The sequence below is a fragment of the Actinomadura mexicana genome, from assembly GCF_900188105.1.
GTDB lineage: Bacteria > Actinomycetota > Actinomycetes > Streptosporangiales > Streptosporangiaceae > Spirillospora > Spirillospora mexicana.
Genome location: NZ_FZNP01000033.1, coordinates 15,846 through 39,425 on the forward strand (window position 1 = coordinate 15,846; position 23,580 = coordinate 39,425).

At 67.8% G+C, this 23,580-nt stretch carries 24 protein-coding genes, 2 tRNA genes and 2 pseudogenes; 10 read left to right on the forward strand and 18 right to left on the reverse strand.

All coding sequences use genetic code 11. From position 1 onward, the window contains the following. Window positions 1–26: 26 nt before the first annotated feature. Window positions 27–1,724 carry an adenylate/guanylate cyclase domain-containing protein gene (locus CHC11_RS39595; RefSeq protein WP_245920307.1) on the reverse strand — a complete coding sequence of 566 codons (1,698 nt, stop codon included), beginning with the start codon at window positions 1,722–1,724 and terminating at the stop codon, window positions 27–29. A gap of 77 nt (window positions 1,725–1,801) precedes the next feature. Next, window positions 1,802–3,223 carry an amino acid permease gene (locus tag CHC11_RS39600; protein ID WP_218826448.1) on the reverse strand — a complete coding sequence of 474 codons (1,422 nt, stop codon included), beginning with the start codon at window positions 3,221–3,223 and terminating at the stop codon, window positions 1,802–1,804. Window positions 3,224–3,495: 272 nt separating this feature from the next. Between CHC11_RS39600 and CHC11_RS39605 the strand changes: the two genes are divergently transcribed. Together CHC11_RS39605 and CHC11_RS39610 are read left to right on the forward strand one after the other, a co-directional pair. Further along, window positions 3,496–3,573 (forward strand) — tRNA-Asp (locus tag CHC11_RS39605). A gap of 20 nt (window positions 3,574–3,593) precedes the next feature. Continuing rightward, a tRNA-Phe gene (locus tag CHC11_RS39610) sits at window positions 3,594–3,667 on the forward strand. Between the two features lie 850 nt (window positions 3,668–4,517). On the opposite strand, the gene CHC11_RS41890 is transcribed toward CHC11_RS39610, so the two are convergent. From CHC11_RS41890 to CHC11_RS43175, 6 genes are all read right to left on the reverse strand, one after another. Continuing rightward, window positions 4,518–4,691, reverse strand: a complete 174-nt coding sequence (locus tag CHC11_RS41890) for a hypothetical protein (RefSeq protein WP_179279240.1) — start codon at window positions 4,689–4,691, stop codon at window positions 4,518–4,520. A 245-nt stretch (window positions 4,692–4,936) separates the two neighbouring features. Further along, window positions 4,937–6,340, reverse strand: coding sequence for a tyrosine-type recombinase/integrase (locus tag CHC11_RS39615; protein ID WP_089317052.1), 1,404 nt, complete (start codon window positions 6,338–6,340; stop codon window positions 4,937–4,939). 1 nt (window position 6,341) lies between these two features. Then, window positions 6,342–6,539 carry a helix-turn-helix transcriptional regulator gene (locus CHC11_RS39620; protein ID WP_245920308.1) on the reverse strand — a complete coding sequence of 66 codons (198 nt, stop codon included), beginning with the start codon at window positions 6,537–6,539 and terminating at the stop codon, window positions 6,342–6,344. 66 nt (window positions 6,540–6,605) lie between these two features. Next, entirely contained in the window at window positions 6,606–8,165 is a 1,560-nt protein-coding gene (locus tag CHC11_RS39625) for a YfjI family protein (protein WP_218826449.1), read from the reverse strand. Beyond that, window positions 8,162–9,049 (reverse strand): bifunctional DNA primase/polymerase, encoded by an 888-nt coding sequence (locus CHC11_RS39630; RefSeq protein WP_089317054.1) that lies wholly within the window; start codon window positions 9,047–9,049, stop codon window positions 8,162–8,164. The genes CHC11_RS39625 and CHC11_RS39630 overlap by 4 nt, the downstream gene beginning before the upstream one ends. After that, window positions 9,046–9,213 carry a hypothetical protein gene (locus tag CHC11_RS43175; protein WP_245920310.1) on the reverse strand — a complete coding sequence of 56 codons (168 nt, stop codon included), beginning with the start codon at window positions 9,211–9,213 and terminating at the stop codon, window positions 9,046–9,048. Before CHC11_RS43175 ends, CHC11_RS39630 begins: the two co-directional genes overlap by 4 nt. A gap of 174 nt (window positions 9,214–9,387) precedes the next feature. Here CHC11_RS43175 and CHC11_RS43180 point away from each other — a divergent pair, with 174 nt between their 5' ends. Beyond that, window positions 9,388–9,630, forward strand: a complete 243-nt coding sequence (locus CHC11_RS43180; protein ID WP_245920311.1) for a hypothetical protein — start codon at window positions 9,388–9,390, stop codon at window positions 9,628–9,630. Window positions 9,631–9,675: 45 nt separating this feature from the next. Here CHC11_RS43180 and CHC11_RS43185 read toward each other — a convergent pair. From CHC11_RS43185 to CHC11_RS41895, 9 genes and pseudogenes are all read right to left on the reverse strand, one after another. Further along, window positions 9,676–10,152 (reverse strand): annotated as a pseudogene (locus CHC11_RS43185) (DNA cytosine methyltransferase); the annotation flags it as partial. 127 nt (window positions 10,153–10,279) lie between these two features. Further along, window positions 10,280–10,549, reverse strand: a complete 270-nt coding sequence (locus CHC11_RS39640) for a hypothetical protein (protein ID WP_245920309.1) — start codon at window positions 10,547–10,549, stop codon at window positions 10,280–10,282. A gap of 156 nt (window positions 10,550–10,705) precedes the next feature. Then, complete coding sequence (locus CHC11_RS39645; protein ID WP_089317056.1) at window positions 10,706–12,997, reverse strand: FtsK/SpoIIIE domain-containing protein; 2,292 nt, start codon at window positions 12,995–12,997, stop codon at window positions 10,706–10,708. Then, on the reverse strand, window positions 12,994–14,262 hold the full coding sequence (locus tag CHC11_RS39650) for a DUF2637 domain-containing protein (protein WP_089317057.1): 1,269 nt from the start codon (window positions 14,260–14,262) through the stop codon (window positions 12,994–12,996). Before CHC11_RS39650 ends, CHC11_RS39645 begins: the two co-directional genes overlap by 4 nt. Next, window positions 14,259–14,681, reverse strand: coding sequence for an RRQRL motif-containing zinc-binding protein (locus CHC11_RS39655; RefSeq protein ID WP_089317058.1), 423 nt, complete (start codon window positions 14,679–14,681; stop codon window positions 14,259–14,261). The genes CHC11_RS39650 and CHC11_RS39655 overlap by 4 nt, the downstream gene beginning before the upstream one ends. Then, the gene (locus tag CHC11_RS39660; RefSeq protein WP_089317059.1) at window positions 14,678–14,941 is read right to left on the reverse strand and encodes a hypothetical protein; all 264 of its coding nucleotides are present in this window, start codon (window positions 14,939–14,941) and stop codon (window positions 14,678–14,680) included. The genes CHC11_RS39655 and CHC11_RS39660 overlap by 4 nt, the downstream gene beginning before the upstream one ends. Then, window positions 14,938–15,351, reverse strand: coding sequence for a RapZ C-terminal domain-containing protein (locus CHC11_RS39665; protein ID WP_089317060.1), 414 nt, complete (start codon window positions 15,349–15,351; stop codon window positions 14,938–14,940). The genes CHC11_RS39660 and CHC11_RS39665 overlap by 4 nt, the downstream gene beginning before the upstream one ends. Window positions 15,352–15,353: 2 nt before the next feature. Continuing rightward, a complete protein-coding gene (locus CHC11_RS39670; protein WP_089317061.1) occupies window positions 15,354–15,791 on the reverse strand; it encodes a WhiB family transcriptional regulator in 438 nt (145 codons plus the stop codon). A 6-nt stretch (window positions 15,792–15,797) separates the two neighbouring features. Further along, window positions 15,798–15,944 carry a hypothetical protein gene (locus CHC11_RS41895; RefSeq protein ID WP_179279241.1) on the reverse strand — a complete coding sequence of 49 codons (147 nt, stop codon included), beginning with the start codon at window positions 15,942–15,944 and terminating at the stop codon, window positions 15,798–15,800. Window positions 15,945–16,111: 167 nt separating this feature from the next. Here CHC11_RS41895 and CHC11_RS39675 point away from each other — a divergent pair, with 167 nt between their 5' ends. The 7 genes from CHC11_RS39675 to CHC11_RS39705 all read left to right on the forward strand — a co-directional run bounded on the left by CHC11_RS39675 (window position 16,112) and on the right by CHC11_RS39705 (window position 23,249). Next, window positions 16,112–16,879: a GntR family transcriptional regulator gene (locus tag CHC11_RS39675; protein WP_089317062.1), complete on the forward strand. Its 768-nt coding sequence runs from the start codon at window positions 16,112–16,114 to the stop codon at window positions 16,877–16,879. A gap of 18 nt (window positions 16,880–16,897) precedes the next feature. Then, window positions 16,898–18,058 (forward strand): type III PLP-dependent enzyme, encoded by a 1,161-nt coding sequence (locus CHC11_RS39680; protein ID WP_089317063.1) that lies wholly within the window; start codon window positions 16,898–16,900, stop codon window positions 18,056–18,058. 158 nt (window positions 18,059–18,216) lie between these two features. Next, entirely contained in the window at window positions 18,217–19,401 is a 1,185-nt protein-coding gene (locus CHC11_RS39685; RefSeq protein ID WP_089317064.1) for a DNA cytosine methyltransferase, read from the forward strand. A 63-nt stretch (window positions 19,402–19,464) separates the two neighbouring features. Continuing rightward, a complete protein-coding gene (locus CHC11_RS40925; RefSeq protein ID WP_143227489.1) occupies window positions 19,465–20,667 on the forward strand; it encodes a Shedu anti-phage system protein SduA domain-containing protein in 1,203 nt (400 codons plus the stop codon). A gap of 719 nt (window positions 20,668–21,386) precedes the next feature. Beyond that, window positions 21,387–21,761: a type II toxin-antitoxin system RelE/ParE family toxin gene (locus CHC11_RS39695; protein WP_089317066.1), complete on the forward strand. Its 375-nt coding sequence runs from the start codon at window positions 21,387–21,389 to the stop codon at window positions 21,759–21,761. Next, window positions 21,758–22,087: a helix-turn-helix domain-containing protein gene (locus CHC11_RS39700; protein WP_067807575.1), complete on the forward strand. Its 330-nt coding sequence runs from the start codon at window positions 21,758–21,760 to the stop codon at window positions 22,085–22,087. The genes CHC11_RS39695 and CHC11_RS39700 overlap by 4 nt, the downstream gene beginning before the upstream one ends. Window positions 22,088–22,304: 217 nt before the next feature. Next, window positions 22,305–23,249, forward strand: a complete 945-nt coding sequence (locus tag CHC11_RS39705) for a tyrosine-type recombinase/integrase (protein ID WP_089317067.1) — start codon at window positions 22,305–22,307, stop codon at window positions 23,247–23,249. A 183-nt stretch (window positions 23,250–23,432) separates the two neighbouring features. Here the strand turns inward: CHC11_RS39705 and CHC11_RS43190 are convergent. Next, window positions 23,433–23,580, reverse strand: a pseudogene (locus CHC11_RS43190) (IS630 family transposase); the annotation flags it as partial.

Sequence of the window (23,580 nt, forward strand, 5' to 3'; positions counted from 1 at the left end):
AGGGTGACGATACGCATCGGGTGCCGTCAGGACGAGTCAGACACGGCCGGACCGTCGGATCGACCTCCGGGCTCCCCCGCACCGCCCGGTTCCGCGGCCTTTGCGCTCTTGGCCGCCTTCGCCAGCAGCAGCGCGCCGAACAGCAGCCTCCTGCTGCGTTTCAGCGGGCGCGGGAACCTCGCCCGCCCCGCCTCCGGCGCGGCCCGGGGAGCGGGCACCGCAGGACGCGCCTGCCGGCGGGGCGTGCCCAGCCGGGTCGGACGGCTCCGCCCGCGCAGCGTCACCGACCGTCCCACGTCCCACTCGTCGGACTCGGCGAGGTGCGCCAGCTCCAGGACGGTCGCCGAGGCGAGCACCCGTCCCTTCTCGTCCTTGGCGAGGTCGCTGAGCCGGGCCGCCTCGTTCACCGGATCGCCGATCACCGTGTACTCGAACCGCTCCTCCGCGCCGATGTACCCGGCGACGACCGGGCCCGCGGACACCCCGATCCCCGCGTCCAGCATCGGCACCTCGGCGCGCAGCCGCACCGCCAACTCGCGGGCCGCGCCGAGCGCCCCGCCGGCCGAGTCCTCCACCTGCGTCGGCGCCCCGAAGATCGCCAGCGCGGCGTCCCCCTCGAACTTGTTGATCCAGCCGCCGTGCTTGGCCACCGCCGACACCACGACGCCGAAGAACCGGTTGAGCAGCCCCACCACCTCGTCCGGGCTGCGCGTGTCGGCCAGCCGGGTGGACCCGGTCAGGTCCACGAACAGCACGGCCACCTCGCGCGTCTCACCGCCGAGCGTGACGACGCCGCGTTCCAGCGCCAGGTCGGCGACCTCCTCGCCGACATGCCGCCCGAACAGGTCGCGCAGCCACTCGATCTCGCGCAGCCCCGCGACCATGTGGTTGAACCCGGCCTGCAGCTGCCCGACCTCGCTCGCGTCGTACACGTCCACCTCGGCGCCGAGGTCCCCCCGCTCGACCTGCGCCATCCCGCTGCGCACCGCCTTGATCGGATCGGCGATCGCCCGCGTCGCCATGTAGATCACGCAGACCCCCGCGAGCAGCGCGGCGCCGCCGAGGCCGAGGATCGTGATCGCGAGCTGGGTGACGTTGATGTCCGGCGAGGCCAGCGCGGCGATCGCGACGCAGATCAGCCCGAACACCGGGATCGCCGTCCCGAGCGCCCAGGCGAGCATCACCCGCGTCGTCACCCCGGGCAGCCGCAGCCTCTTCGGACGCTCCGCGCCCAGCACCAGCGCCGCCGCCGGCCGCAGCAGCCGCTCCGACAGCAGGTAGACGATCGTGCAGGTCGTGCCCGCGCCGAGCAGGCACGTCAGCCCCGTCTTCACCGCCAGCCGTCCGGTGAACAGCACCAGGTCGAGCGCCGCCCAGCCGAGCGCGCCGACCGCCCACAGCGCCCCGACGAGCAGCGTCAGCCGCAGCGGCCCGAGCAGCACGGCCCGGCGCTGCCGCCGGTCGGGTTCTCCCCCGTCCCGGACGAACGTGACCACAGGACGCCAAAGCCACAGCCCGCACAGCAGCGCCGCCGGAGCCGCGACCACCGGATAGCTGAAGAACGCCACCGCGTTGACCAGATGCACGTAGTCGCGGTCGTCCAAAGGCGGATCGGGGACGACGAACGTCGCGAACAGCAGCATCACCAGCGAGCCGATGACGTTCGCGACACCCACCACGACCAGCAGGACCCACCGCACCCGGATCTCGAGCCTGCTGGTCACGCGCGCCTCCGGAGGGAAGGAACCGCCATGAGGGATCATCCCACGGCGGGCGCCGTCCCGCCGTGGGATGCCCTCACTCAGGCGCTCGTACTCTCCTCGGCCAGCGGAACGGGAACCCGCGCCTCCTGCGAGCTACGCCGGACGAACGGCCAGCAGACCACGACCAGCGCCCCCCAGGCGGCCATCACGTACAGCGCGATCCGCGTGTCGGCCTCCCACGCGATCGTCACCGTGACGAACGCGAAGAACGCCAGCACGGCCCAGTTCGTGTACGGCGCCCACGGCATCCGGTACGGCGCCTTCGGCAGCTCCCCGGCCGCCGACCGCCGCCGGTAGGCCATGTGCGCGAGCAGGATCACCGTCCACACCAGCAGCGCGCCCCCCGTCGACACGGACGTGATGTACTCGAACGCCTTGTCCGGCACGACCGCGTTGACGACCACGCCGATGCCCATGACCAGTGCGGAGATGACGACGGTCAGAACGGGCACACCGCGCCCGTTGAGCCGTCCGAGCACCTTCGGACCGTCCCCGTTGACCCCTGCGGTCCGCAGCATGCGGGACGTCGAGTAGAGCCCGCCCGCGTTGCAGGACGACAGCGCCGCCGTCAGCACCACGAAGTTGACGATGTCCGCCCCGCCCGGGATGCCGATCTGGTCGAACGCCAGGACGAACGGGCTCGCCCCGCCCTTGAACGCCGTCCACGGCACCACCGCGAGGATCACCAGCAGCGACCCCAGGTAGAACAGCGCGAACCGCACCGGCAGCGCGTTGATCGCCCGCGGGATGTTCTTCTCCGGGTCCTTGGCCTCGCTCGCCGTCACGCCCACCAGCTCGACGCCCAGGTAGGCGAACATCACCATCTGCAGCGTCATGATCGTGGCCCCGGCGCCCTCGGGGAACACGCCCCCGTGGTCCCACAGGTTCCCGACCCGCGCGGTCTCTCCCGCGTCGCTGAACCCGAAGACCAGCACCCCGAGCCCGACCAGGATCATCATCACGATCGCCGCGACCTTGATCATCGCGAACCAGAACTCCAGCTCGCCGAAGAGCTTCACCGAGATCAGGTTCACCACGAACAGGACCACCAGCGCCACCAGCGCCGTCTGCCACTGCTCGACGCCCGGCCACCACTTCTGGATGTACTTGCCGGCCGCGGTGAGCTCCGCCATCCCGGTCGTCACCCAGATGATCCAGTACGTCCAGGTCGTGGCGTAGCCCCAGAACGGCCCCAGGAACTCCCGGGCATACCCGGCGAACCCGCCCTCCGCCCGCCGGTACGTCAGCAACTCGCCGAGCGCCCGCATGACGAAGAACAGCGCCAGCCCCGCCACGGCGTACGTCAGGATCAGGCTGGGCCCGGCCTTGGCGATGTTCTCGCCGGCGCCCAGGAACAGCCCGGTGCCGATCGTCCCGCCGATGGCCAGCATCTGGATCTGGCGGGTCCCGAGCCCGCGTTGATAGTCCTCCGCGTTCTGGTCTGGGAGCTTCGCGACCACGCGGCCTCCTCTCTACAGCCGCCCCCGCAAGGGGGAACGGCGCCACCCTCCGATCACGCACGGTTGCGCAACCCGGACAGAGTAGGAGCCCCAAGCACAAACACGAAACACTCCTGTCCGCCCTGTTTCTCCCCGCCCGGATCGTCCCCTCACCCACCCGGGGTAATCGAGTTGGCGCCCCCCTCGGCCATCGCGTATGCTCTCGGACGTCGCCAAGCGCCGGGAACACCGGCCAAGACACCCCTCCAGAGCCGCTAGGCTCGGAGACGCAAGGTCCTGTGGAGCAGCTAGGAGTGCTCGCCACCCTGTCAAGGTGGAGGCCGCGGGTTCAAATCCCGTCAGGACCGCCAGACGCGCCGACGCGCGTCCTGGGCAGGTAGCTCAGTCGGTACGAGCGTCCGCCTGAAAAGCGGAAGGTCGGCGGTTCGACCCCGCCCCTGCCCACCTCACCAAGCAGCAACAAGAAGCGCCCGACCTGCAAGAACAGGTCCGGGCGCTTCTCTCGTCTGTCCGGCTGTGTCCGACCATCACCGGCCCTCGGCGAGCGTCTGTGCCGAATACGTGCCGAAGACAGGGGCATGCCCTCCGCCTGACCAACCTTCAGCCAGGCGGAGGGCCAGCGCGTACGGCAAGGGTGTTGCTCACCTCGGCGCACTAGTCACTTGCAAAGGCGTGCACTTCGTCACGAACGGCAGCGAACGCAACGCCGGCTACCGCAAGCACGGATACCAAGATGCACACGCGGCCGAGTCCGGACCAGCTACCGAGCGCTTCCTCAACTCCGAGGCGGACCGCCGGCCAACTTCCTCGGACCATCCCATCTTTTTACCTCCTTTCAGGCACCAAAAAGACGCACCCGTGCAGCACGTCAACGGGAACAGGGCCTCTTAGTTGGGCTTCGAGGTCGCACCTGCCTGGCCAGGTTTTTCCCGCAACGCGTGCATGAGCGCGCCAAAGGCGAGCGTCTACTATTCGATTGTTTTCCATATTGCCCGATATCGCCCGATATGCCAGGATCGGTATATTTCTTACCAATAGAGTAGGGGCGAGGCCCCTATGCCGTTGATTATGTACTAGGAGTGCCTCAAGCGTGCCCAGTACTGGCGAGAAAGCGTCTGACCTGTAGGGTGGCGGATGCTACCAAAGAGAAGTTCGACGGCTTGTCGTCGCCCATCGCCCCCAACAACAAGAAGAAGCGCCCGACCTGCAAGAACAGGTCCGGGCGCTTCTCTTGTCTGTCCGGCCGCCTCCGGCCATCACCGCCTCTCGGCGGCAGTCTGCGCCGAAGACGGGACTACTTCTTGCTCTTGCGCCGGCGTCGCCTCGGGGGCTCCCAGAGGTAGACCCGCACCGTGACCTCGACCCTCACCACGGCCACCCAGGCGAGAAGGGCCAGGTTGATCCCGAGCACGAGCGCCCAGGAGGGTGTCAGCATGGCGACACTTGTCACCGCTGCGAGTTGGACCACGTTCCTTCCTCTCCTTAGAGAGGCGCGCCACCAGGGACGAAGCTGACCACTTGCAGTCAAACGCTAAGTGGACCTACAGTACGAGTGTTCCTTAGTCCAGGTACATAGCGTTCCCTGGCGGCAACAAGGCCTTGCCTCTCCCAAGCGCTCCTACGCTGGAAGAGGCAAGGCCTCAGCGCCACGTGCGCCGCAGGCTATCAAAACTTGAAGCCCTAAGCCGGAATGGTCTGTCCGATTTCCCTTTTTCAGACTTCCTTAAGGGCGGCTTCAATGCGTCGCTTCGCGATTTGGTGTTGGCCATCGACACACTTCGCGTAGACCCGAAGGAGCACTTCCACGCTGTGGCCTGCCCACTCGGCCACCTGCGTGGCTGGTACGCCCCCGTTGAGCCAGGTCGACACGCACGCATGACGGAGGTCGTACGGGCGCTTGGCGAGCGGCGAAGCGTACTCGGCGTCTGAGAGCGCAGCGAGGCGCGCACGGTCCCACACGCGCCGGTACGTGACGGTGGCCAGCTCTCCGCCACGCACACCGCAGAACACGCGCCCGCCGGGACCGGCACCAACCGTGTTCAGATGACGCCGCAACATCCGGGTGAGCGGCGGCGCCACCGGGACGCGTCGCCACTCTCCCTCCCCGCGGCCCTTGAGACGGCGCACCTCACGGCGGGCGCCATCATCGGTCCACTCCGCTCCGACCTCGGGCGAGGCGGTACAGAAACGCAGCTCACCCCAGCCGTCCGCAGGTTCCTGCCAGTTCTCGGTTTGCTCGTCCCAGACCAACTGGGGAAGAGTGACGTTCTCGCGGTGCAGGTTGACGGCCTCCTCAGGGCGTAGACCGGCGTAGTAGAGCACGGCGAAGAATGCGGCGAGGCGCGGGCCGCTTGGCTGCTGTTCCTGAACGGCTTGCAGCAGGCGCCGAGCCTGGCCATGGTTGACGACCGATCGACGGTCGATCTCGGACGAGGCTTTGGGCGCCTTCCACTTGATGACCTTGACAGGATTGCGCGCCAACATGTTCAGTTCCAACGCGTATTCGCACGCGTTGTGGAGGATCGCGCGGTTGCGTTGGACGGTCGAGGGCGCGGCGAGTGACCCGTCAAGCAACGTCGCCGCGCGGTCGAGGACGGCCCGCATCACCTTTGGGTCGGCCAGCGCCGAGACTGGCTTGGTGTTGCGGGCCAACCACTTGAGGATCTGGGCGGCGTCTTCCGGGCAGTCCGCGCGGTTCTTGGTGTTGAATGCCCACCGCCGGAGCGCCGTACGGATCTTCTTGTCAGCGGGTTTGCCCTTGTCGCTGGCAAGCATGGCCGGCATGACGGTAACGAGCGCCCACGCGGTGTTCGCTCGATGCTTGCCGGATGCGCTCTTCCATTTCATATCCACGTAGGACACGCAGAAGTCGTACCAAGACATGTCAGCGGCGGCCCGTCCCCACGCGACCGGTCGTCCGGTCGTGACGTCAAACGCCTCACCCTTGTTTGCCGCCGCACGCAACTCGGACTCGAAACTGACAGCCTGCGGACGCTTACGAAACGGTTCCTTCCACTGTTCACGACCGGTCTTCCAACGAACGGTGTACGTGGTGACCTTCTTGCCCTTGTAGACCTCCATCTTGTAGATACGGACGTCGTAGGTGATGTTCTCCATCTCAGGCGACGTCCCTTCGCTCGCTCCACCACTCGTCAAGGTCTTCGCGGCTGACACGAATCTCGCCGTTGTCGATTTTGTAGCACTTCGGGGCAGTTCCCTTGGCGCGCCACTCGTAGAAGGTCGAACGCGAGACCTTGATTTCGGCGCACACCTCGGGGAGGGTAAGCATTTCCTTGGAACGGATTGCCGTTTTCACGGGCGACCTCGTTTCACGATGCGATCGGTCGGACAGTCAGCGGGTATCCAGCGGCGTGCTTGGTGGCTATGCGCCGGTCCCACAAAGGTCGGGGTGCACGAGGTAGGTGGGTGAGGGGCGGCGGCCAGGGCCGGTGCGTTCGGGGTCGGGTAGGCGGCGGATCCAGCCGTGTTGTTCCAGGAGGTCTAGGGGTGTCTCCAGGTCGGCGACTTTGGGGAACTTGGTGCGGGGCAGTTTGCTGAACAGTTGGCGGACGGTGAACCGTTCGGGCTTGGTGCGTTCGATCCAGGCGTGAATGTCGCGGGCGGCGTGCTGGTCGGGGTCGCTGCCCATGGCGTCGAATGTGGCGACGGCGTGGGCGGTGAAGTACTCCCCCAGTCGGATGGCGGCGCGCATGGTGTCGGCCTCGATCGGGGTGCGCCATCCGTCGTCAACGTGCGTGGCGAGGTGGAGGAGTCCAGCGATGCGGGCGACGGCGCCGACGTATTTGCCGGCCCAGTCGCCGAGGTGGCCGAGGTCGCCGGTTTCGGGATGCAGCCGGGGTTCAGTGCGGGTTTCGAGGGCGAGGAACTCGGCGTGCGCGTCCGGGGTGAGTTGCAGCCGGGCGGGGTCGTCCCAGTCGTACAGGGTGTTGACGAGGTTCTGTAGCTGGGTGTCGTAGCGGGAGACGACCTCGGCGGCCGGGGCGGGCGGGTTGATGCGGCGGCGGCCGATGTTGCTTTCCGGGAGGGCGTACAGCAGCCGTCCGAGCAACCCCTTGCCGCGGAATCCCGGCATCTTGGCAATGTCGGTGATGACCTCGGGCTGGATGGCCAGTCCGAGGGTGAGGGCGGCGTGTTCGACGTGTTCGGTAGGGCGGCCTTGCCGGTCGACACGCAGCATGTCGCCGGCGTGGCCTTTGAGGAACACCTCCATGTTGGGGGTCGAGGAGTAGCGGCCGGCGACGGTGGCGAAGATGCCGCCCTCGGCGGACAGCACGGCCAGCCGGCCGCCTTGTTCGGCCAGCAAGGATGCGGCCTTCTCGGGGGTGATGTCGTCGGCGACCAACCGCGGTAGGACCGGTACCTTGATGGCCTCTACCGCCATGGCGGCGTCGGTGGCGTCGGCGAGCTTGTCCGGGTCGCCGCCGGGCGTGCCCGATCCGGCGGCGACGCCGGCGGCCTTCTCAGCGGCGGCCTTGGCCACGCGGCGCGCCAACTCGGCCTCAACGATCCGGGGTTGGGTGCGTTCGGCCAGGTGGCGTTCGGCGTTGAGTAGGGGTTGGGTCATGGCGCGAAAGACAGCGGATTTGCGGGATCCGGGCGGCATCGCCACCACGGTGAAGATGTTCACTGGCTCGACCCAGGTGCCGCGGACGTTGACGATGGCGCGGCCACCGGCAGCGGTAGACAGCGCGGCCAGCGCGAGGCAGCCGGCGAGGTCGATGGGGGTTTGGGTGAACTCGGCGACCGCGGTCGCCTGTTCACCGACCCAGTCGGGAAGCGCGTCCGCGGGGAAGGTGGGCAGGCGTTGCCGGGTGCCGAGGGGCACGGGCGCCTCCCACGCGGGCGTGGCGGGCTGGCCGTGAAGTTCGGCCAGCCGGGCGCCGGCGCCCGCGGCGGCGAGGATGCTGTCAGCGGCGGTCACGCGGCCCTCCCACGGGGTGTGCGGGCGCCGGCGTGCATCCCGCTGGCAATGGTCGCCTCGCACTCGTGCGCGGTCAGTCCGACCGTGAGGCCCGCGGCGGTCAGGCAGTCGACCACAAGCGTGGACGGCAGCATCCCGCCGGCGGCGAGCTGGCCGAGAGCGAAAGCGGCGGCGTTGAGTGTGTGGTTGCGGGCGCCGGGGCGGGAGTCGAGGACGTGTTGCACCTCGGCGCGCAGGGCGGCGCCGACGTATCCGGCGGCGTACTGCTGGTCGAGGTCGGGCATCTTCGGCACCGGCGCGGCCGTGCGGTCGGGCACGGTGAGCACGTCGACCAGCCATCCGGGCAGCGGCGCCGGCACCGTGTCGTACACCGTCACGTAGGCACCGCCGGTGGCGAGGGTGCTGCCCGCAGCCACCACGTAGCCACCGTGCGCGCGGGTGTCGACCAGCCATCCCAACCGGCCGGCGGTGTTGCGCAGCCGGACGCCGGGCGGGGCTGTGAAGTACAGATGCATCCCGCCGGACGCCGTACGCACGGTGTGCGTCTCCCACGGGAAGGGCTGGCCGTGGCGCTCGCAGAGCGCGGCGAGCACATCGGCGCCGTCGTTGATCCCTGGCATGTCCCACTCGGGCGGCGGGGTTTCGCCGGGCTTGGGCTGGTCGAGGTCGACCACGACCAGATTCGACGGGCCGCACGCAATCCCAATGTTGTAGGGGGCGTGGTGCCAGCACTGCCAGATGCGTGCACGGTCGGTCGAGGTGGCGCGACCTTCCCAGTCGTTGCGGAGCGCGGGCCGCTTGTCGCCAGGCCGCAGCGGGAACACGTGCCAGCCGCGACCGGCGTGGGCGAGCGCGGTCACCATGAGTCCGGGGCCGTCGGTCATGCTGCCTTCCCCTCGTTGAGCGTGCGGTCGGCGGCCAGGCGGGCAAACAAGTTAGCCAGGGCGGCGGCGCCCTGGCGGGGGACGACGCCGTTGCCGAGCAGGGTGAGTTGCTGGTTGCGGGACAGTCCGGGGACGTCGGTGACCCATCCGTCCGGTAGGCCCATGAGCCATTCGACGAAGCGGGGGCTCAGGCGGTCGGCTCCGTGGCGTCCGGTTGGTTCAGTGGGATGAGGAGCTGTTCGGCCGGTGAGGTGCTCCCACCGGTTGATGGCGGGCGCGTAGCGTCCCCAGCCAGCAGGGCTGGCAGGGAGGGGCCGCCAGTCCGTGAGGGAAGGTCGGTGCCCTTGCCGTCGCGGGCGGCCGGGGTCGGCAGCAGTGCCGTCACGGCCGAGGGGAGCATCAGGTCGCCCTTGCTGCCCCGCTGGTTCGGGCCGCCCTTGGTTCCGTCCGTCGCGCGAGGCGTCGGCAGCAGCGTCACGGCGGTGCGCAGGTCCGGGCCGCCCTGGCCGCGGGTGCCGGGGCCGTTGGTGTCCGAGGTGCGCGGGGTCGGCAACAACGCCGGCGGGGTCGGCGGCGAGTAGGATCCAGCGGTTGCGAGCATGGGGTGCGCCGACGTCGGATGCGCGTAGACACGTCCATTCCGCAGCGAACCCGAGGGCGGCAAGGTCGGCGAGCACGACGTCGAGTCCGGGACGCCGGGCAACGATGGCTGAGACGTTCTCCAGGACGAGGTAGCGGGGTCGTAGGACGCCCACGGCGTCGGCGATGACGTGCCAGAGTCCACTACGGGTCCCTTCACGGATACCGGCACCACGGCCGGCGTACGACAGGTCTTGGCAGGGGAACCCGGCGCATAGCACATCCGGGCGCGGCACCTGGCCGAAGTCGACGGCCGTCAGGTCGCCGAGGTTGGGCACCCCGGGGAACCGGTGCGTCAGCACAGCGGCGGCGCTGGGCGCGGGGTCGGCGACCCACACCGGGCCCACGTCGAGCACCTCGGCGACGGCCAACTCCAACCCGCCATAGCCCGAACACAGCGACCCAAGGGTCAACCGGGTGCCGCATTCGGCCGGGGCCGGGACACTGCGGGCAGGGTGCGTCATGATGGGCGTACCTCCTTCTAGGGGCCTCGTTGAGGTCCGTGATCGGTCGGAGGGGCGGCCCTCGGCGGCGTGCTTGGTGGCTTGTGCGCCGGGGGCCGCTTTTGCGCCCTCCTGATGAGCAGGCTGACTATCGGCGGTTGCGGTCGATGTTCTTGAGGTGGGTCCAGATGCGGCGGCCGGCGCGCAGTTGCGCGCCCTTGCCACCGCAGCGGCTGCAGTAGCGCCAGGCGCGGCCGGTCGGGGAACGGAACCGCCCGGCGCCGTCGCATTTGCGGCACGCCCGATACGGCCAGATCACGCAGTGGAGCAGGTAGCCGACGGCGGCGAGGATGGCGAACAGCAGCCACATGCCGGACGGGTTGGCGGTGTGGGTAGCGGCGGCGGTCAGCAGGGGCACGACAGCCCTCCTAGGGCACTGTGCTGAGGTTCGGGGCGTGCGGGGTCTACGCGCTACGACGCTGGTCATGATCGGTTTGTGGGTCTACAAGGGGGGTCTACGGGTAGCGGGGTGACCGGCTACCCGTAGACCGGGTTCGGCGGTGCCGGCGGGCGGTCAGCGGCTGGGGTTGGCGGCGTTGTCGAGGGCGTCGAGGATGTGTGCGCGGACGATGCCGCGGCTGTTCTCACGCTCGCCGTTTGGTGCCGTCCGATTCACCTGCACAGTGCGGATGCCGTGCGGCTTGAGCGCGGCGGCCAGCGTGGTGGCCTTGGCGCTCTTGTGCTCGGCGTCGGTGGCGTCGACCGGGCGCGCGGCCCACGGCCCGTACATCGCGGGACGCAGCTCGGCGAGGCGATCCACGATGACGTGGGACCAGATCTTGTCCTCGGCGTCGGTGGTGACACTGGCGATGTCGGTCAGCAGAGTGGCGCCGTCGTCGGTGGTGTCGGCGGTGTCGAGGTCGACGCCGGCGGCGTAGCCGGTCAGGTAGCCGGTCGCGGCGCGCATCGCGCGGGCGCGCAGCGCGATGGTCTCGGCGGCGGGCGCGTCGATGTACATCGACCGGACGATGCGGGCGGCGTCGCCCTCGCCGCGTAGGTAGCAGATGCCCTTGTCATTGAGGCTGAACATGGTGGCCTTCAGCCCCGTCTTGTGCGCCGAGGTGCCCAGGATCAGGTCGTTGGCGGTGTGGTCCATGACCTTCAGGCAGATCCGCATGCCAGCGACGCCGGAAATGGGGGTGGGGATGGCGGCCTTGTCGGGCCGCTGGGTGGCCAGGATCAGCACGATGCCGGTCGCCGGGCCGCGCTTGGCCAGGTCGGTGCAGATCTCCTCAAACTCGGCGCCGTGCTTCTTGTGCTCGAACCACACTTGGCACTCGTCCACCGCGATGACGATCGGGTGCAGCCCAAGTGACTTGTCCGACGCCAGTTCGGTGGTGACCTTGTTCTCCGGGCAGCGGTCCTTGGGCAGCTCCCGAATGACCTTGGTGCGGCGCCGCATCTCCTTGCGCAACCCGCGCATGTCGGTCAGCGCATAGGTGATGTCTTCGTCGTCGTCGCCGGCGCGGTAGGCGTGCGCGACCGGTTCCAGGGCCGACAGGTCACCGGTGCCCTTCAGGTCGTACAGGTGCAGTTCGGCGCGTACGTCAAGGGCAGCAATCAGGGCCAGCAGACGCAGGATGAACGTCTTGCCCATGCGCGGGATCGCACCGATGATCACCGAGACGAACATCAGGGTGACGTCCATGAACCGGCCGCGCTGGTCGGTGCCGAACGGGGCGGGGGCGAACAGGTCGACCTTGCCGGCTTTGGCCAGCGGCCACGCGGGTTGCTTGGCCTTGGCCATGGGTCGGTCACCGACCCACAGCACGAGGCGGCCGGCGTGCTCTTCCTCCTCGCCGGCTTCCGGCCACACGCACCCGATCGGGCGCCGCAGCCCAGACGCCAGTTCCTTGCGCTTCTCCATGATGGCGTCGGCGGTGACGCCGTGCGGAAGGTCGATGTCGGAGCGCCAGCCGGGGCCGTCGCGGGTGATCGGGGAAGGGAAGGCGATGCCCTCGCCGCCCTTGCCGATCGCGCGGTTGATCTCGGCGATGCCCAGCGACGCCAGCGCCCGCACGACCACCTCGCTCGTGAGCTTGGGGGCCTTGTTCGCGGTCACCGCGGTGTCGAGGATGCGCTTGTCCTTGGGGGTACCGATCCACCCCAGCACCGCCACCAGCGCGGCCAGCACCACGGTTTGCGTCAGCCCACCGGCGGCCGATACCGCGGCGGCGGCCAACCCCGTACCGGCCAGACCAGCGCCGGTGACGAACAACCGGGACCGGACGCGGTCGTTACGCTCGCTCATCAGCTTCAGGAACATCTCGTCCTTGTTGCGGTCGATGGCGTGCGTGCGCAGCGGGCGCGACTCGATGTCGTAGGTCCACCGCCACGTGCCCGCGGCCACCCGGTACAGCCCACGCGGCGACCGCAGCGCCAGCCGCAGCGAGTACAGCGGGATCCGGGCGGCGTGGTAGCTGGTGATGTGACCGGCGTACCCGACCGCCCACCGGATCGTCGCTTCAGCCTCGCCGCGGTCGCGCAGCCACGGCGCGATGATCGGGCGACGCTTGGCGCTCTCGCCGGCCAGCCGGCGGGCGCGCGCGTCCGGGCGGTAGGTGTCCGGGCTGTCGACAAGCACGCGGCCCTCGATCGCCTCGCCGTCGTCCCCGTCCCCGTCGCCGGGGTCGGGGTCGGGGTCGCCGAACGGCATGGGGCGCGGCGGGTCGGTCGGCGGGACACCGGCGCCGATGCCGCTGGGCGCGGTGGGCGGGGTGTCGAGGGCGGGCGCCGGGTCGGCGGTGTGGTCGGCGTGCTGGACGGGCAGGCGGACGACCTCGCCCATGGCCTTGGTGAAGCTCATGATGCGTTCTCTCCCTCGGCGGACGGCGCCGCGGCGGGCGGACTGTCGGTGGGGGCTTCGGTCTTGAGGCGGGCCAGCAGGGCGCCGACGCGGGCGTTGCCGGCGGTCTGTCCAGCGGCGCGCAGTCGAGCGGCCAGGGTGTTGCGGGTCAGGGGTTCGTCAGCGGCGTCGAGGTCGGCGGCGATGCGCCAGCCCAGCGGCATGAGGTCGTCCACGTCCGGCGGCGGGGTCTTGGCGGCCTTACGGGCGCGGGACCGTCCACCCTTTCCGGTGGTGGACCGGGCCGCGCCGGTCCGCTTGCGCTGCGTGGACGGCGCGTTGGACGGTCCGGCGGTCGGTGGGGTGCGCGGTCCGGACTCCAGCGCCGGACGGTCCACCTCGGCGACGCCCGGACGGTCCACCACCGGGCGAGCGGACGGGGCGGCGGTCACCTCGGCGGCCGGTCCACCCGTCTCGGGGGCGGGGGCGAGGTCGCCGAGTCGGTACAGGGCGCGGACGCGGCGGGGTGCGCGGCGGCGCCATGCCCACCGGCCGTAGGTGTCCTGTAGGTCGGTCAGGGCGAGCACGCGGGCGCGCTCACGGCTCAGGGCGTCGGGGTAGGAGCGGATCTCCCACAGCACCATCCGGCGCCACAGCTTCATGGTGGGCCAGGGGGCCAGAATCCACCGCGAGGCGCGGATCCCGTCCATGCGGGTTCCGGCGGCGATGCCGGCGCGGATCCGGATCACGTGCGCAGCGATCTCCACCGCGCACACCCACAGCGCCGGCAACACCGCGTGCGCGATGCGGCCGAACACCGTCGACTCCTCGGCCACGTTCAGATAGACCGTCGCGGCGGTCAGCGCCCACGGGATGAACCGCAGCCACCGAACCCGCATGTCCAGCCGAGCAAGCACGATGTCGAGCGCGGCGAAGATCCCAATGCCCAGGTCGATGCCGAGCGGCACCGACCACGCCAACCCGCCGAACGAGGGGCGGGCGGCGTCGGCGACCGCGGCGAAGCTGTTGACGAACCCCAGCAGCCCCAGCACGCCCACCAGCGCGGCAACCACGCTCACCGCGGTGAACTCGTTGCTGGAGAGCGCACGGCCCTGCGACGCGCCGCCCTCGGCGCCCTCGGCAGGGTCGGGCGCGGTCGTCGGCGTGGTGGGCGGGGTGTCGTTGGGGTTCGTGATCGGTCGGAGCACGGCGGTCGACTCGGCGGCGTGCGGGTTGGTGGCCTGTGCACCGAGGGTCGCCGGGATGTGGAGCGGCGGAGCGGTCATGCTGCGTGCCTCCCTTCCAGGGCGGTACGGGTCGAGGTCACGCCGTCCGCACAGTCCAGGCAGGTGCCGAGGTGGCGGGGCAGGACGTAACCGGCATCGCGTCCGCAGTCGGGGCACTGCCGTCGGGCGGCCAGTGCCTTGCCGAGGGCGGCGCGCTGTCGTTCGGACGGGACACGCTTGGGCAGCGCCAGGCGCACGTCGTACAGGTAGGCGGCGCGCACCCCACCGGGCGCGTTGTAGCGGCGCGAGTTCCACAGCACTTGTCCGACGACCGGCTGACCGCCCGGACGCAGCCCACGCGCGGCGAGCTGGCGGAAGGTCAGCAGGTGCGGCGGCGCCATGCGCCACGGCCACGTGGGGATTCCGAACCGGGCGCCGGTCGGGTCGAAGAACCGCGCGGAGCTACGGCGGCGAGTCATGACGCCACACCCCCCGCACGGCTCGTGGCGTAGGCGGGTCGCTGCACGGTGACCAGATACCAACCGCCCTCACTCAGCGACCGATAGGCCAGCCGTCCGCTGGCCACCGTCACCCCAAGCACCACCACTGTGGTGAGGACGAAGGTCGGCACGGGGTGCGCGACCAGCAGCACCGCGCCGGCGCCGGCGAGGCGGACCGGGGACAGGCACAGCCACCCCGCCATGGCGAGCACGGCCAGCGCGAAAATCACGGCGGTCATCGCTGCACCACCGCCTTGGCGATGTCGCGGTGCGCGAGCGTCACCGGGACGTCTAGGTCGGCCAGCATCTCGGCGAGAACGCTGCCCAGGGTGGCGGCACGGTGGCGGCCGCCGGCGCAGCCGACCGCGACCATGACCTGACCGGCGGACGGGCCGGACAAGTAGGCCAGCACCGCGGCGGCGGTCGCCTCGATCAGCGGCCGGATACCGGCGGTGGCAAGCACCGCGGCACGGACCTCAGCGTCGCGGGCGGTCAGGTCACGCAGTCCGCGCACGGCGTGCGGGTCACGAAAGTGGTGGCGCAGGTCGAGGACGATGTGCGCGTCGGCGGGCGGGGCGCCGTGCAGGTACCCGAACGTGGTGACCTGCACCGCGGTGCGTCCCGTCTCGGCGGGAGTGGTGGTCGTCATGGTCAGGCCACCTCGTTCAGGTCGAGGGCGGACAGGTCGGAGTCGGTGGCCTCGACCAGGTCGGCGAGGATGGCGAGTTCGGCCGCGGTGAAACCGGCCCAGACTCCGGACTCGGGGCGGATCCGGATCGCCAGCTCGAAGCACGCGCTTCGCAGCGGGCAGGACTGGCACACCTCAGCGGCGACCAGCTCACGGGCCGCGCGCTCGTCGGGCGTCTCCTCGGCGTTCGGGCCGGCGTGCAACTCGGGGTCGAACCGGCACTGTGCGCCGGTGATGGGCATTCCGCGGAGGTCGAGACCGGCCAGCGCGGTGAGGGGGGACAGATGACGGGACACGGGCACCTCGTTTGAGTGAGTGATCGGTCGGATGGCGCGGCCCTCGGCGGCGGGCTTGGTGGCTTGTGCGCCGAGGGCGAGCGCCTGCGAGCGGTAAGCGGTCATCGCTGGTTAGCCCAGCGATCCGGAGAACGTGGTGATCGCGTGGATCACCTGGTTGACCAGCTCGGCGGCCTTCTCGGGGTTGTTGATCGCGAAGATCGCGACCGCGATGCCGGCGAGCCACTGCGGGATGCTGCTGGACTTCTGCGGAATCACGAGACGACTCCTGACGTTGAAGGTACGTCAAACGTTTGTCGTTTGACGTCTGTCAGAGTGCGCCCAGAACGGCACGACTGTCAAGACACGCCAGTCGTTTGGCGTTTGGCGTTTCGTCTGGTTAGGTGGATCTAAGCAGCACACAGACAGCAGAAAGGGGCAGGTAGATGCCCAACTCAGAGCGCCACGGCTTCCGCGAGATCGCCGCGAAAATCCGCGAAGAAATCACCGAGGGGGCGTACCCGACGGGGTCCGTCCTCCCCGCCGAACCAGAGCTGGCGGACCGCTACGGCGCCTCCCGCAGCTTGGTGAACCGGGCCATGCAGATGCTCGCGGCCGAGGGCATCGTGCGGCCCCGTCAGGGACGCGGAACCATGGTCACGTGGCTACCGCCCATGCTTCACTCGCCGGCGCGGTACGACCGCGCGCAGCGCGAGAACAACGGCGCCCGCGGCGCGTTCGACGCCGAGGTGCGAGCGCGCGGCCTGGAGCCTCAACACGAGATCACCACCGAACACGCCGAACCGCCGGCACGCGTCGCCGAGCTGCTCGACCTCCCCGCCGGTGAGGTGAACTGTCTTGTCCGGCGCCGTCGTCTGCTGGCCAGCGGCATCCCCGTATGGCTTAACGCCAGTTGGTTCCCGCTGGAGATCGCGGGCGGGACGGTCCTGGAGGAGGAGGGGCCGGTCATCGTGGGCGGGGTCAAGAGCGCCCTCAGCGAACTCGGCTACACGCAGGTCACAGCGCGCGAGGAGATCACGCCCAGCCGGCTGCCCACAGACGCCGAAGCGCGCGCGCTGGAAATCAGCCCGGAACGTACCGTGGTGGAGATAACCCACGTGGGCATGACCGCCGAGGGCCGCACCGTCGAGGTCACGATCTCTGTCGCCCCCGCCCAATACCTCACGGCCCAGTACGAGTTCCCGCTCGCCTGACACCCGGAGACCACACCCATGATCACGCGACTCGTCGAAGATCACGCCCGGACGCTCGCCGCGGACGCGCACCTACCCGCATTCGTCTACGACCTGGCCGCACTCCGGGACCACGCAGCCGAGGTCAAAGCGGCACTCTCTGCGCCGGGCGCGCCGGAGATCTTCTATGCCGCCAAAGCCAACCCGGACGCCCCGATTCTGCGTGCGCTGGCCCCGTACGTCGACGGCATCGAGGTGGCGTCCGGCGGCGAGCTGGCGCACGTGCGCGAGGCACTGCCCGACGCACGGTTGGCGTTCGGCGGCCCTGGCAAGACCGATGACGAACTCGAACTAGCGCTCAACCTCGGCGCCGAGCGCATCCACGTCGAAAGCCCGTACGAACTCTCTCGCCTCGCCCGCATCGCCGAGACTGCGGGACGTGAGGTCGACATCCTTCTGCGGGTCAACCTCGCCGGCGACCGCAGCGGCGTCGCACTGGCCATGAGCGGCCCGTTCGGCATGGACCCCGAACTCATGGACTCCTGCACCGACATCCTGACCGCCTCGCCGCACGTGCGCCTACGCGGGATCCACGCACACCTAGCGTCCGGCCTGAACGCGTCTGCCATGGCAGCCCAGTCCGCTGAGATCCTCGCCTGGGGCCGCACGTGGCTCGACAGGATCGGCCACACCGGGCCGCGTGAGTTCAACCTAGGCGGCGGCATGGCGGTCGACTACAGCACGCCCGACACCCGATTCGACTGGAAGCAGTACGGCGCCGAGGTGGCAGCTCTCGCCCAGCCAGGCGAGACACTGCGCATCGAGCCGGGCCGCTCCATCAGCGTCTATGCCGGCTGGTACGTAACCGAGGTCCTGGACGTGAAGAAGGCACACGGCCAGTGGTACGCCGTCCTACGCGGCGGCACCATGCACATCCGAACGCCGGTCACCAAGCAGCACAACCAGCCGTCCGACATCCTCACCCGCGCCAGCGACGGCCCCGCGGTCGCCAACGAGCCGGTGACGCTCGTCGGCCAGCTCTGCACCCCAAAGGACGTCTTCGCACGCGAGGTTTCAACGGACCGTGTCGCAGTCGGCGACCTAGTCGCCTTCTCCATGGCTGGCGCCTACGCCTGGAACATCTCTCACCATGACTTTCTGATGCACCCGAAGCCGACGTTCCGCTACCTGGAGGGCTAAGCCCAAGGGCGCGAGGTTCGAGCGCCTGGGCCAGTGTCCTCAAGGCGAAGACAGGCCGAGTCGGGGCTGGCCAAATGATCAGGCGCATGTCGCGCCAAAGACAGCACACCCCCTCCCCACCGGGCATCCTGTCCCCTTGACATGGGAGTATCACCAGCATGTCTGACTCCGAGATCGCTTCTGACGCCCCCCAAGTTGTGGGCCTGTTCGCCGGTATTGGCGGACTTGAACTAGGCCTCCAGCGCGGGCTAGGCGCGGAGACTAAACTCCTTTGCGAATGGTGGGAGCCTGCACAAGCGGTTCTACGCGATCGTTTTCCGTCTATTCCACTCCATGCCGATGTGCAGACTCTATCCGAGCTTCCACAGGCGGACATAGTCACTGCCGGCTTCCCCTGCACTGACCTGTCACAAGCAGGCCGAATGGCCGGAATCCACGGGGAAGCGTCCGGGATGATCCGACATCTCTTTGAGTTGCTCGACAAGAGCTCCCCCAAATGGGTAATTATCGAGAACGTACGCAACATGCTTGCCCTGAACAAGGGACAGGCCATGGAATATCTCGTTTCAGAATTCGAGAAGCGAAAATTCCGATGGGCATACAGGCTGGTTGACTCTCGCTTCACGGGAGTTCCCCAGCGGAGACAACGTGTGATCATGCTGGCATCCCGTAGTCACGATCCTCGCGAAATACTATTCGCGGACGATGCGACGGAGCCTGACCTCTCCGAGTACAGAGATGACGCCTACGGCTTCTACTGGACCGAAGGAAATAGGGGCTTGGGGTGGGCGCGGGACGCTATACCAACCTTGAAGGGGGGCTCCGGTCTGGGAATCCCCTCTCCGCCAGCCATCTGGATTCGGGATGCTGAGATCGGCCGCGCCATCGTCACGCCGACTATCGGAGATGCGGAAGCTTTGCAAGGCTTTCCACGAGACTGGACACGAGCTGCGCAGACTCACGGCAGGTCTGGCAGTTCACGTTGGAAGCTCATCGGAAACGCCGTGACAGTAGGGGTAGCCGAGTGGGTTGGCCGTCGATTGGCCTCGCCAGGAGAATGGGATGATCCTGGATGCTTGCTGCTTCCAAAAGGAATTCGCTGGCCGAACGCGGCATGGGGGGACGAGGAGCAACGATGGGCAGTCCCTGTAAGCATGTGGCCGAAACGGCACGAATATAGCCACCTCCTAGACCTGGTCGACCCAGCTACAACGGCTCCGCTCAGCTACCGAGCCACCAATGGTTTCTACGGCCGGCTCCAGGCAAGCAGCCTGCGCTATGAAGAAGCTTTCGCCCTTGCCCTCAAGCAGCACGCAGCCGCGATGCAGGCCCTGGCAGGCTAGCGGCCCTAGGCAGCCGTTGGGCTGAACTCGCCTCAGACCGCCCACAGGACTACGCTACTCACCGTGAGCGTGGAGGAGAACCTACAGCGGATCAGCGACGCACTCGTAGGCGTCGAACACACCAAGCCGATTGTCAAAAAGTACGCGAAGCTCGAAATCGTCCTGGCAGACCTTCTCAAAATCAGCCCGCGAGACATTTACGGCGTTTGGGTCAGCAAAGCCGCCAACCAGAGCGTGCGCGCAACTCAAAGTGATCGCGGTCAAACAGCAAAGCTACTAGTATCAATTTTTAAGAGAACCGGACACGACGAACATGCGATCCGCCGGGCAGCAAGGAAGTATGCGGAAAAGCATAACCAACCGCTCCTTTTGATACAGGAGCAAACTTCCGGAGAGTTGCCTTGGCTTCCCATTGGCGCCATTCTTCCCGAACCCAACGAGGAAGCTCTCAAGATAGTCACTTCCCTGAGAGACGAGCTCGACCTAGAGGACATCGTCACCGTCCCGGTTCCCGATCTCGTTCATTCGAGCATTCCTAGAGATCACCTAACGCTACTGGAGAGCATCAGGAGCGCTGGAGTCGATGCGGCCGAACTCGGTCGCGCCCTATCTGGACGATCAGACATCAGCGAGATATTGTCTGTCCTGCTTTCCACGAAAAGCGGCCTTACTGCCGCCGAGGTAGCCATAGTGGCGCGACGGCGTGACCTCGTCTCTGAGCTGAAGGAACTCGCGAAAACCCCAGGGACGACTGAAACTCAGATGCACAAAGCCATAGGTAAGAACTATTGGCTTTTCGGGGGACGATACAGCGGCGTGGCCGATCGACGTCACATCACCATTCTCGACCAGTACGACATCCCGCTGATCTGCGCGGACGGCTCTCTTCATCTCATCGAGCTCAAAGGTCCCGACATCAAGGATCTGGTCTACAAACACAGAAGCCATATGATCGCTGGAACCGATATACACGAAGCTGCAAGTCAGAGCATGAACTACCTTCGGGCTCTTGATGAGCAGGGGGCGACTCTAGAGACTCAGTACAGAAACGAGCTAGGCGTACAATACGATCTTCGTCGTGCACGCGCAACGGTGGTGATCGGCCATCAAGACCACGCGGTGTCTGAGGAACTGTCTCGCCGACAAGTAGATCACGCGATACGTTCGTATAACGCACACCTTTCTCGGGTTGAAGTATTGACCTATGCAGATCTTCTAGACAGCGCAGAGCGCGCCCTGAACTTCGACGTCGAGATGGACAGTTGAGGTCGCCCCTGGCTGTAGCCGTCGCGTGATCGAGGCCACCACCGGCGGCATCCGATCTCACCGCGCAATCCGCACAATCCGCGCAACCCTCCGTACCACTGGACAAGTCGGGTTCCGCCTTCGCCGGCCAGGTGTCGCGCATTGCCGCAGAAACCAGCACAATCCCATGACCTGGGAGGAGACCCCCCACGGCAGGGACTGCGAGGTCTCTGCGACGGGCAGCCTCGACGCTGTGACCGCTGCCCGACCTGGGAACACGGCGCTGCTGTAGCGGCGTGCGACTTCTGCGGATTATGCGGATTATGCGGCTGAAGGACTGTCCCCCGCCCTGGATACTGCCAGGGCAGGGCGATCAACCCCAGTACGGAGTCCGGATCGCTGAGTCGCTCGCAGAGCGCCGTTCAGATCTCACTCCTTGCCAGGCGGGGGGCGGTCAGCGATCTCGACAGACCTACGGCCGTGCCGAACTCATGCCGAACTCGACGTCTGGCGAACTCAGGCGAGCGGAGTCTCAGCAGGTCATCGACGGTGTGCCCCGGTCGGAGCGTTGTTCACTGAAAAGCGGAAGGTCGGCGGTTCGACCCCGCCCCTGCCCACCTCCAAGACCAGCGAGAACGCCCCGGATCCACACGGCCCGGGGCGTTGTGTTTGACGGCAACGCACGTCATCAGGAAGCGGACGGTCAGCTCCCAGTATGAGCTAGGGGTTATATTGATCGAGTGGCCTGGGACATCATCCTCCTCGAACCGGTCGAGAGCTGGTTCCTCAAGCTGTGCGAGTCCGAGGTGGACACCGCAGCCTTGATCGAGCAAGCCATCGACAGGCTGGCCGAGGTCGGGCCAACGCTCGGACGGCCACTCGTCGACACCCTGGAACACAGCGAGCTGCGCAACCTCAAAGAGCTGCGCCCCGGCAGCCGAGGCCGGTCAGAGATCCGCATGCTGTTCGTCTTCGATCCGGACCGTGCCGCGATCTTCCTGGTGGCCGGAGACAAGGCAGGGCAATGGTCACGCTGGTACGAAGAGGCGATCCCACTGGCCGAAGCCCGCTACGCCGAGTACCGGGCCGCGAAGGACAAGGAGGCCGGACGATGAGCACCGGACGCCGCTGGCAGGACATCAAGGCCGAAGCACATCGTCGCAACCCCGAATTGGCCGACCCTGAGCGCCAGGCCCAGGCCCGTGCCGAACTGGACGCCTACGTAGCCGGCCACCACCTCAAGGAACTCCGCAAAGCCATCGGCAAAACGCAAGCCGAGGTCGCCCAGATTCTCGGCGTCTCACAGTCTCGCGTCTCCCAGATCGAGAACGGCGACCTCGAAGCCATGGAACTGGAGACACTCCGCGCCTACGCCACCGCACTCGGCGGACACGTGGACATCACCGTCAGCGTCGGCCCCCACTCGATCAAGGTCGCCTGACAACACCGACCGGTGACGGCAACCTTGACGGCAACGACGACAGCTGACCAGCACCGTGGGCGCACGTCGGGCACCGTCTGACCTTGGTCGACGGGGTGACCGCAGGGTGGTTGCTACTTCTGAAAAGCGGAAGGTCGGCGGTTCGACCCCGCCCCTGCCCACCTTGGTCCTCTGACCAGCGGAAACACCGCTCGAACAGAGGAAAACTCTCACTCCAATGGGTACCGCGCGTACGCGGCGTCCGAAGGATCTCCGAGCAGGCGCCTTCCAACCCGCGATCAACTCGTTCACCCTGCACCTTCACGCCGAGGGGAAGTCCCCGAAGTCCGTCCGCACCTACGCCGAAGCGGCGCAGTGGTTCGCGGCCGAGCATCTTCGACGCAACACCGACCACACTGACTGGGACGACGTCACCGCAGATGACGTCCGCGCCTGGACGGTCTGGCTCCTCAACACCTACTCCGATAGCTACGCGAACAACCAGTACCGGGCACTTCAGCAATTCTTCAAGTGGTGGTCCACCGACGAAGAGATGCCCAACCCGATGGCGAAGCTCCGCCCGCCAGCCGTTGGTGAAAAGGTCGTTTCTGTCTTCACCGACGAGGAACTCACCAAGCTCCTCAAGCACTGCGAAGGGAAAGCCTTCACACAGCGCCGCGACTACGCCATCCTCGCCCTGTTCAAGGCGACAGGCCTGCGGCTGTCCGAACTCGCCGGCATCAGCTATGACGCCGACGATCCCGATCGCAGCGACCTGGACCTGATGCGCCGCGAACTCCTCGTCACCGGCAAAGGCAACAAGCAGCGCATCGTCCGCTTCGGGCATCCGTCCGCCCGGGCCATCGACCGCTACATCCGAGTCCGCGCCAAGCACACCCACGCTTCCAGCCGCCACCTCTGGCTGGGCACCAACAACCGTCCGCCCATGACGGCCAATGGCATCTACCAGATGGTCGTCCGCCGCGGCGAGGAGTGCGGCGTGGCGGTCCACCCGCACAAGTTCCGCCACCACTTCTCCCACACCTGGCTCGACAGGGGCGGCGCCGAAGGCGACCTCATGGAACTCAACGGCTGGTCATCACCCCAGATGCTCCGCCGCTACGGCCGCAGCGCCGCCAGCACCCGAGCCCGCCGCACCTACGACCGCATCATGGAGGACTAACACCCATGGCGAAGCCCCGGCGCTCGGTGCGCCGGGGCTTCGTTGTAGGTCAGCTCTTCTTTCTTACCTGCGCCGACCGCTTGGCCAGCCGCAACATGTAGGCCCGCTTGGCCACCTCAGCCCGCTCCCGCCTTTCCTCAGCCGGGAGTACGCCCTCCGGGTCGACCTCGCGCCCGAACCGAGCTAATGTCGTGAGTCGTTAATTCGTTGGCAGTATGCGGCGAGTGTTTCGAGGATCTCGTCGGCGGTCTTGGTCCACACGAACGGCTTGGGGTCTTTGTTCCACTCGTTGATCCAGCCGCGGACGTCGCGTTCCAGTTCGACGACGCTG

Coding starts and splice junctions, on each gene's coding strand:
- CHC11_RS39675 (WP_089317062.1), top strand. CDS start 16,112: ATGCCCAACTCAGAGCGCCACGGCTTCCGCGAGATCGCCGCGAAAATC.
- CHC11_RS39700 (WP_067807575.1), top strand. CDS start 21,758: ATGAGCACCGGACGCCGCTGGCAGGACATCAAGGCCGAAGCACATCGT.
- CHC11_RS39665 (WP_089317060.1), bottom strand. CDS start 15,351: ATGACGACCACCACTCCCGCCGAGACGGGACGCACCGCGGTGCAGGTC.
- CHC11_RS39680 (WP_089317063.1), top strand. CDS start 16,898: ATGATCACGCGACTCGTCGAAGATCACGCCCGGACGCTCGCCGCGGAC.
- CHC11_RS39670 (WP_089317061.1), bottom strand. CDS start 15,791: ATGACCGCTTACCGCTCGCAGGCGCTCGCCCTCGGCGCACAAGCCACC.
- CHC11_RS39655 (WP_089317058.1), bottom strand. CDS start 14,681: ATGACTCGCCGCCGTAGCTCCGCGCGGTTCTTCGACCCGACCGGCGCC.
- CHC11_RS39705 (WP_089317067.1), top strand. CDS start 22,305: ATGGGTACCGCGCGTACGCGGCGTCCGAAGGATCTCCGAGCAGGCGCC.
- CHC11_RS39630 (WP_089317054.1), bottom strand. CDS start 9,049: ATGACCGACGGCCCCGGACTCATGGTGACCGCGCTCGCCCACGCCGGT.
- CHC11_RS39645 (WP_089317056.1), bottom strand. CDS start 12,997: ATGAGCTTCACCAAGGCCATGGGCGAGGTCGTCCGCCTGCCCGTCCAG.
- CHC11_RS39660 (WP_089317059.1), bottom strand. CDS start 14,941: ATGACCGCCGTGATTTTCGCGCTGGCCGTGCTCGCCATGGCGGGGTGG.
- CHC11_RS39650 (WP_089317057.1), bottom strand. CDS start 14,262: ATGACCGCTCCGCCGCTCCACATCCCGGCGACCCTCGGTGCACAGGCC.
- CHC11_RS43175 (WP_245920310.1), bottom strand. CDS start 9,213: ATGGGCCTACCGGACGGATGGGTCACCGACGTCCCCGGACTGTCCCGC.
- CHC11_RS39685 (WP_089317064.1), top strand. CDS start 18,217: ATGTCTGACTCCGAGATCGCTTCTGACGCCCCCCAAGTTGTGGGCCTG.
- CHC11_RS39615 (WP_089317052.1), bottom strand. CDS start 6,340: ATGGAGAACATCACCTACGACGTCCGTATCTACAAGATGGAGGTCTAC.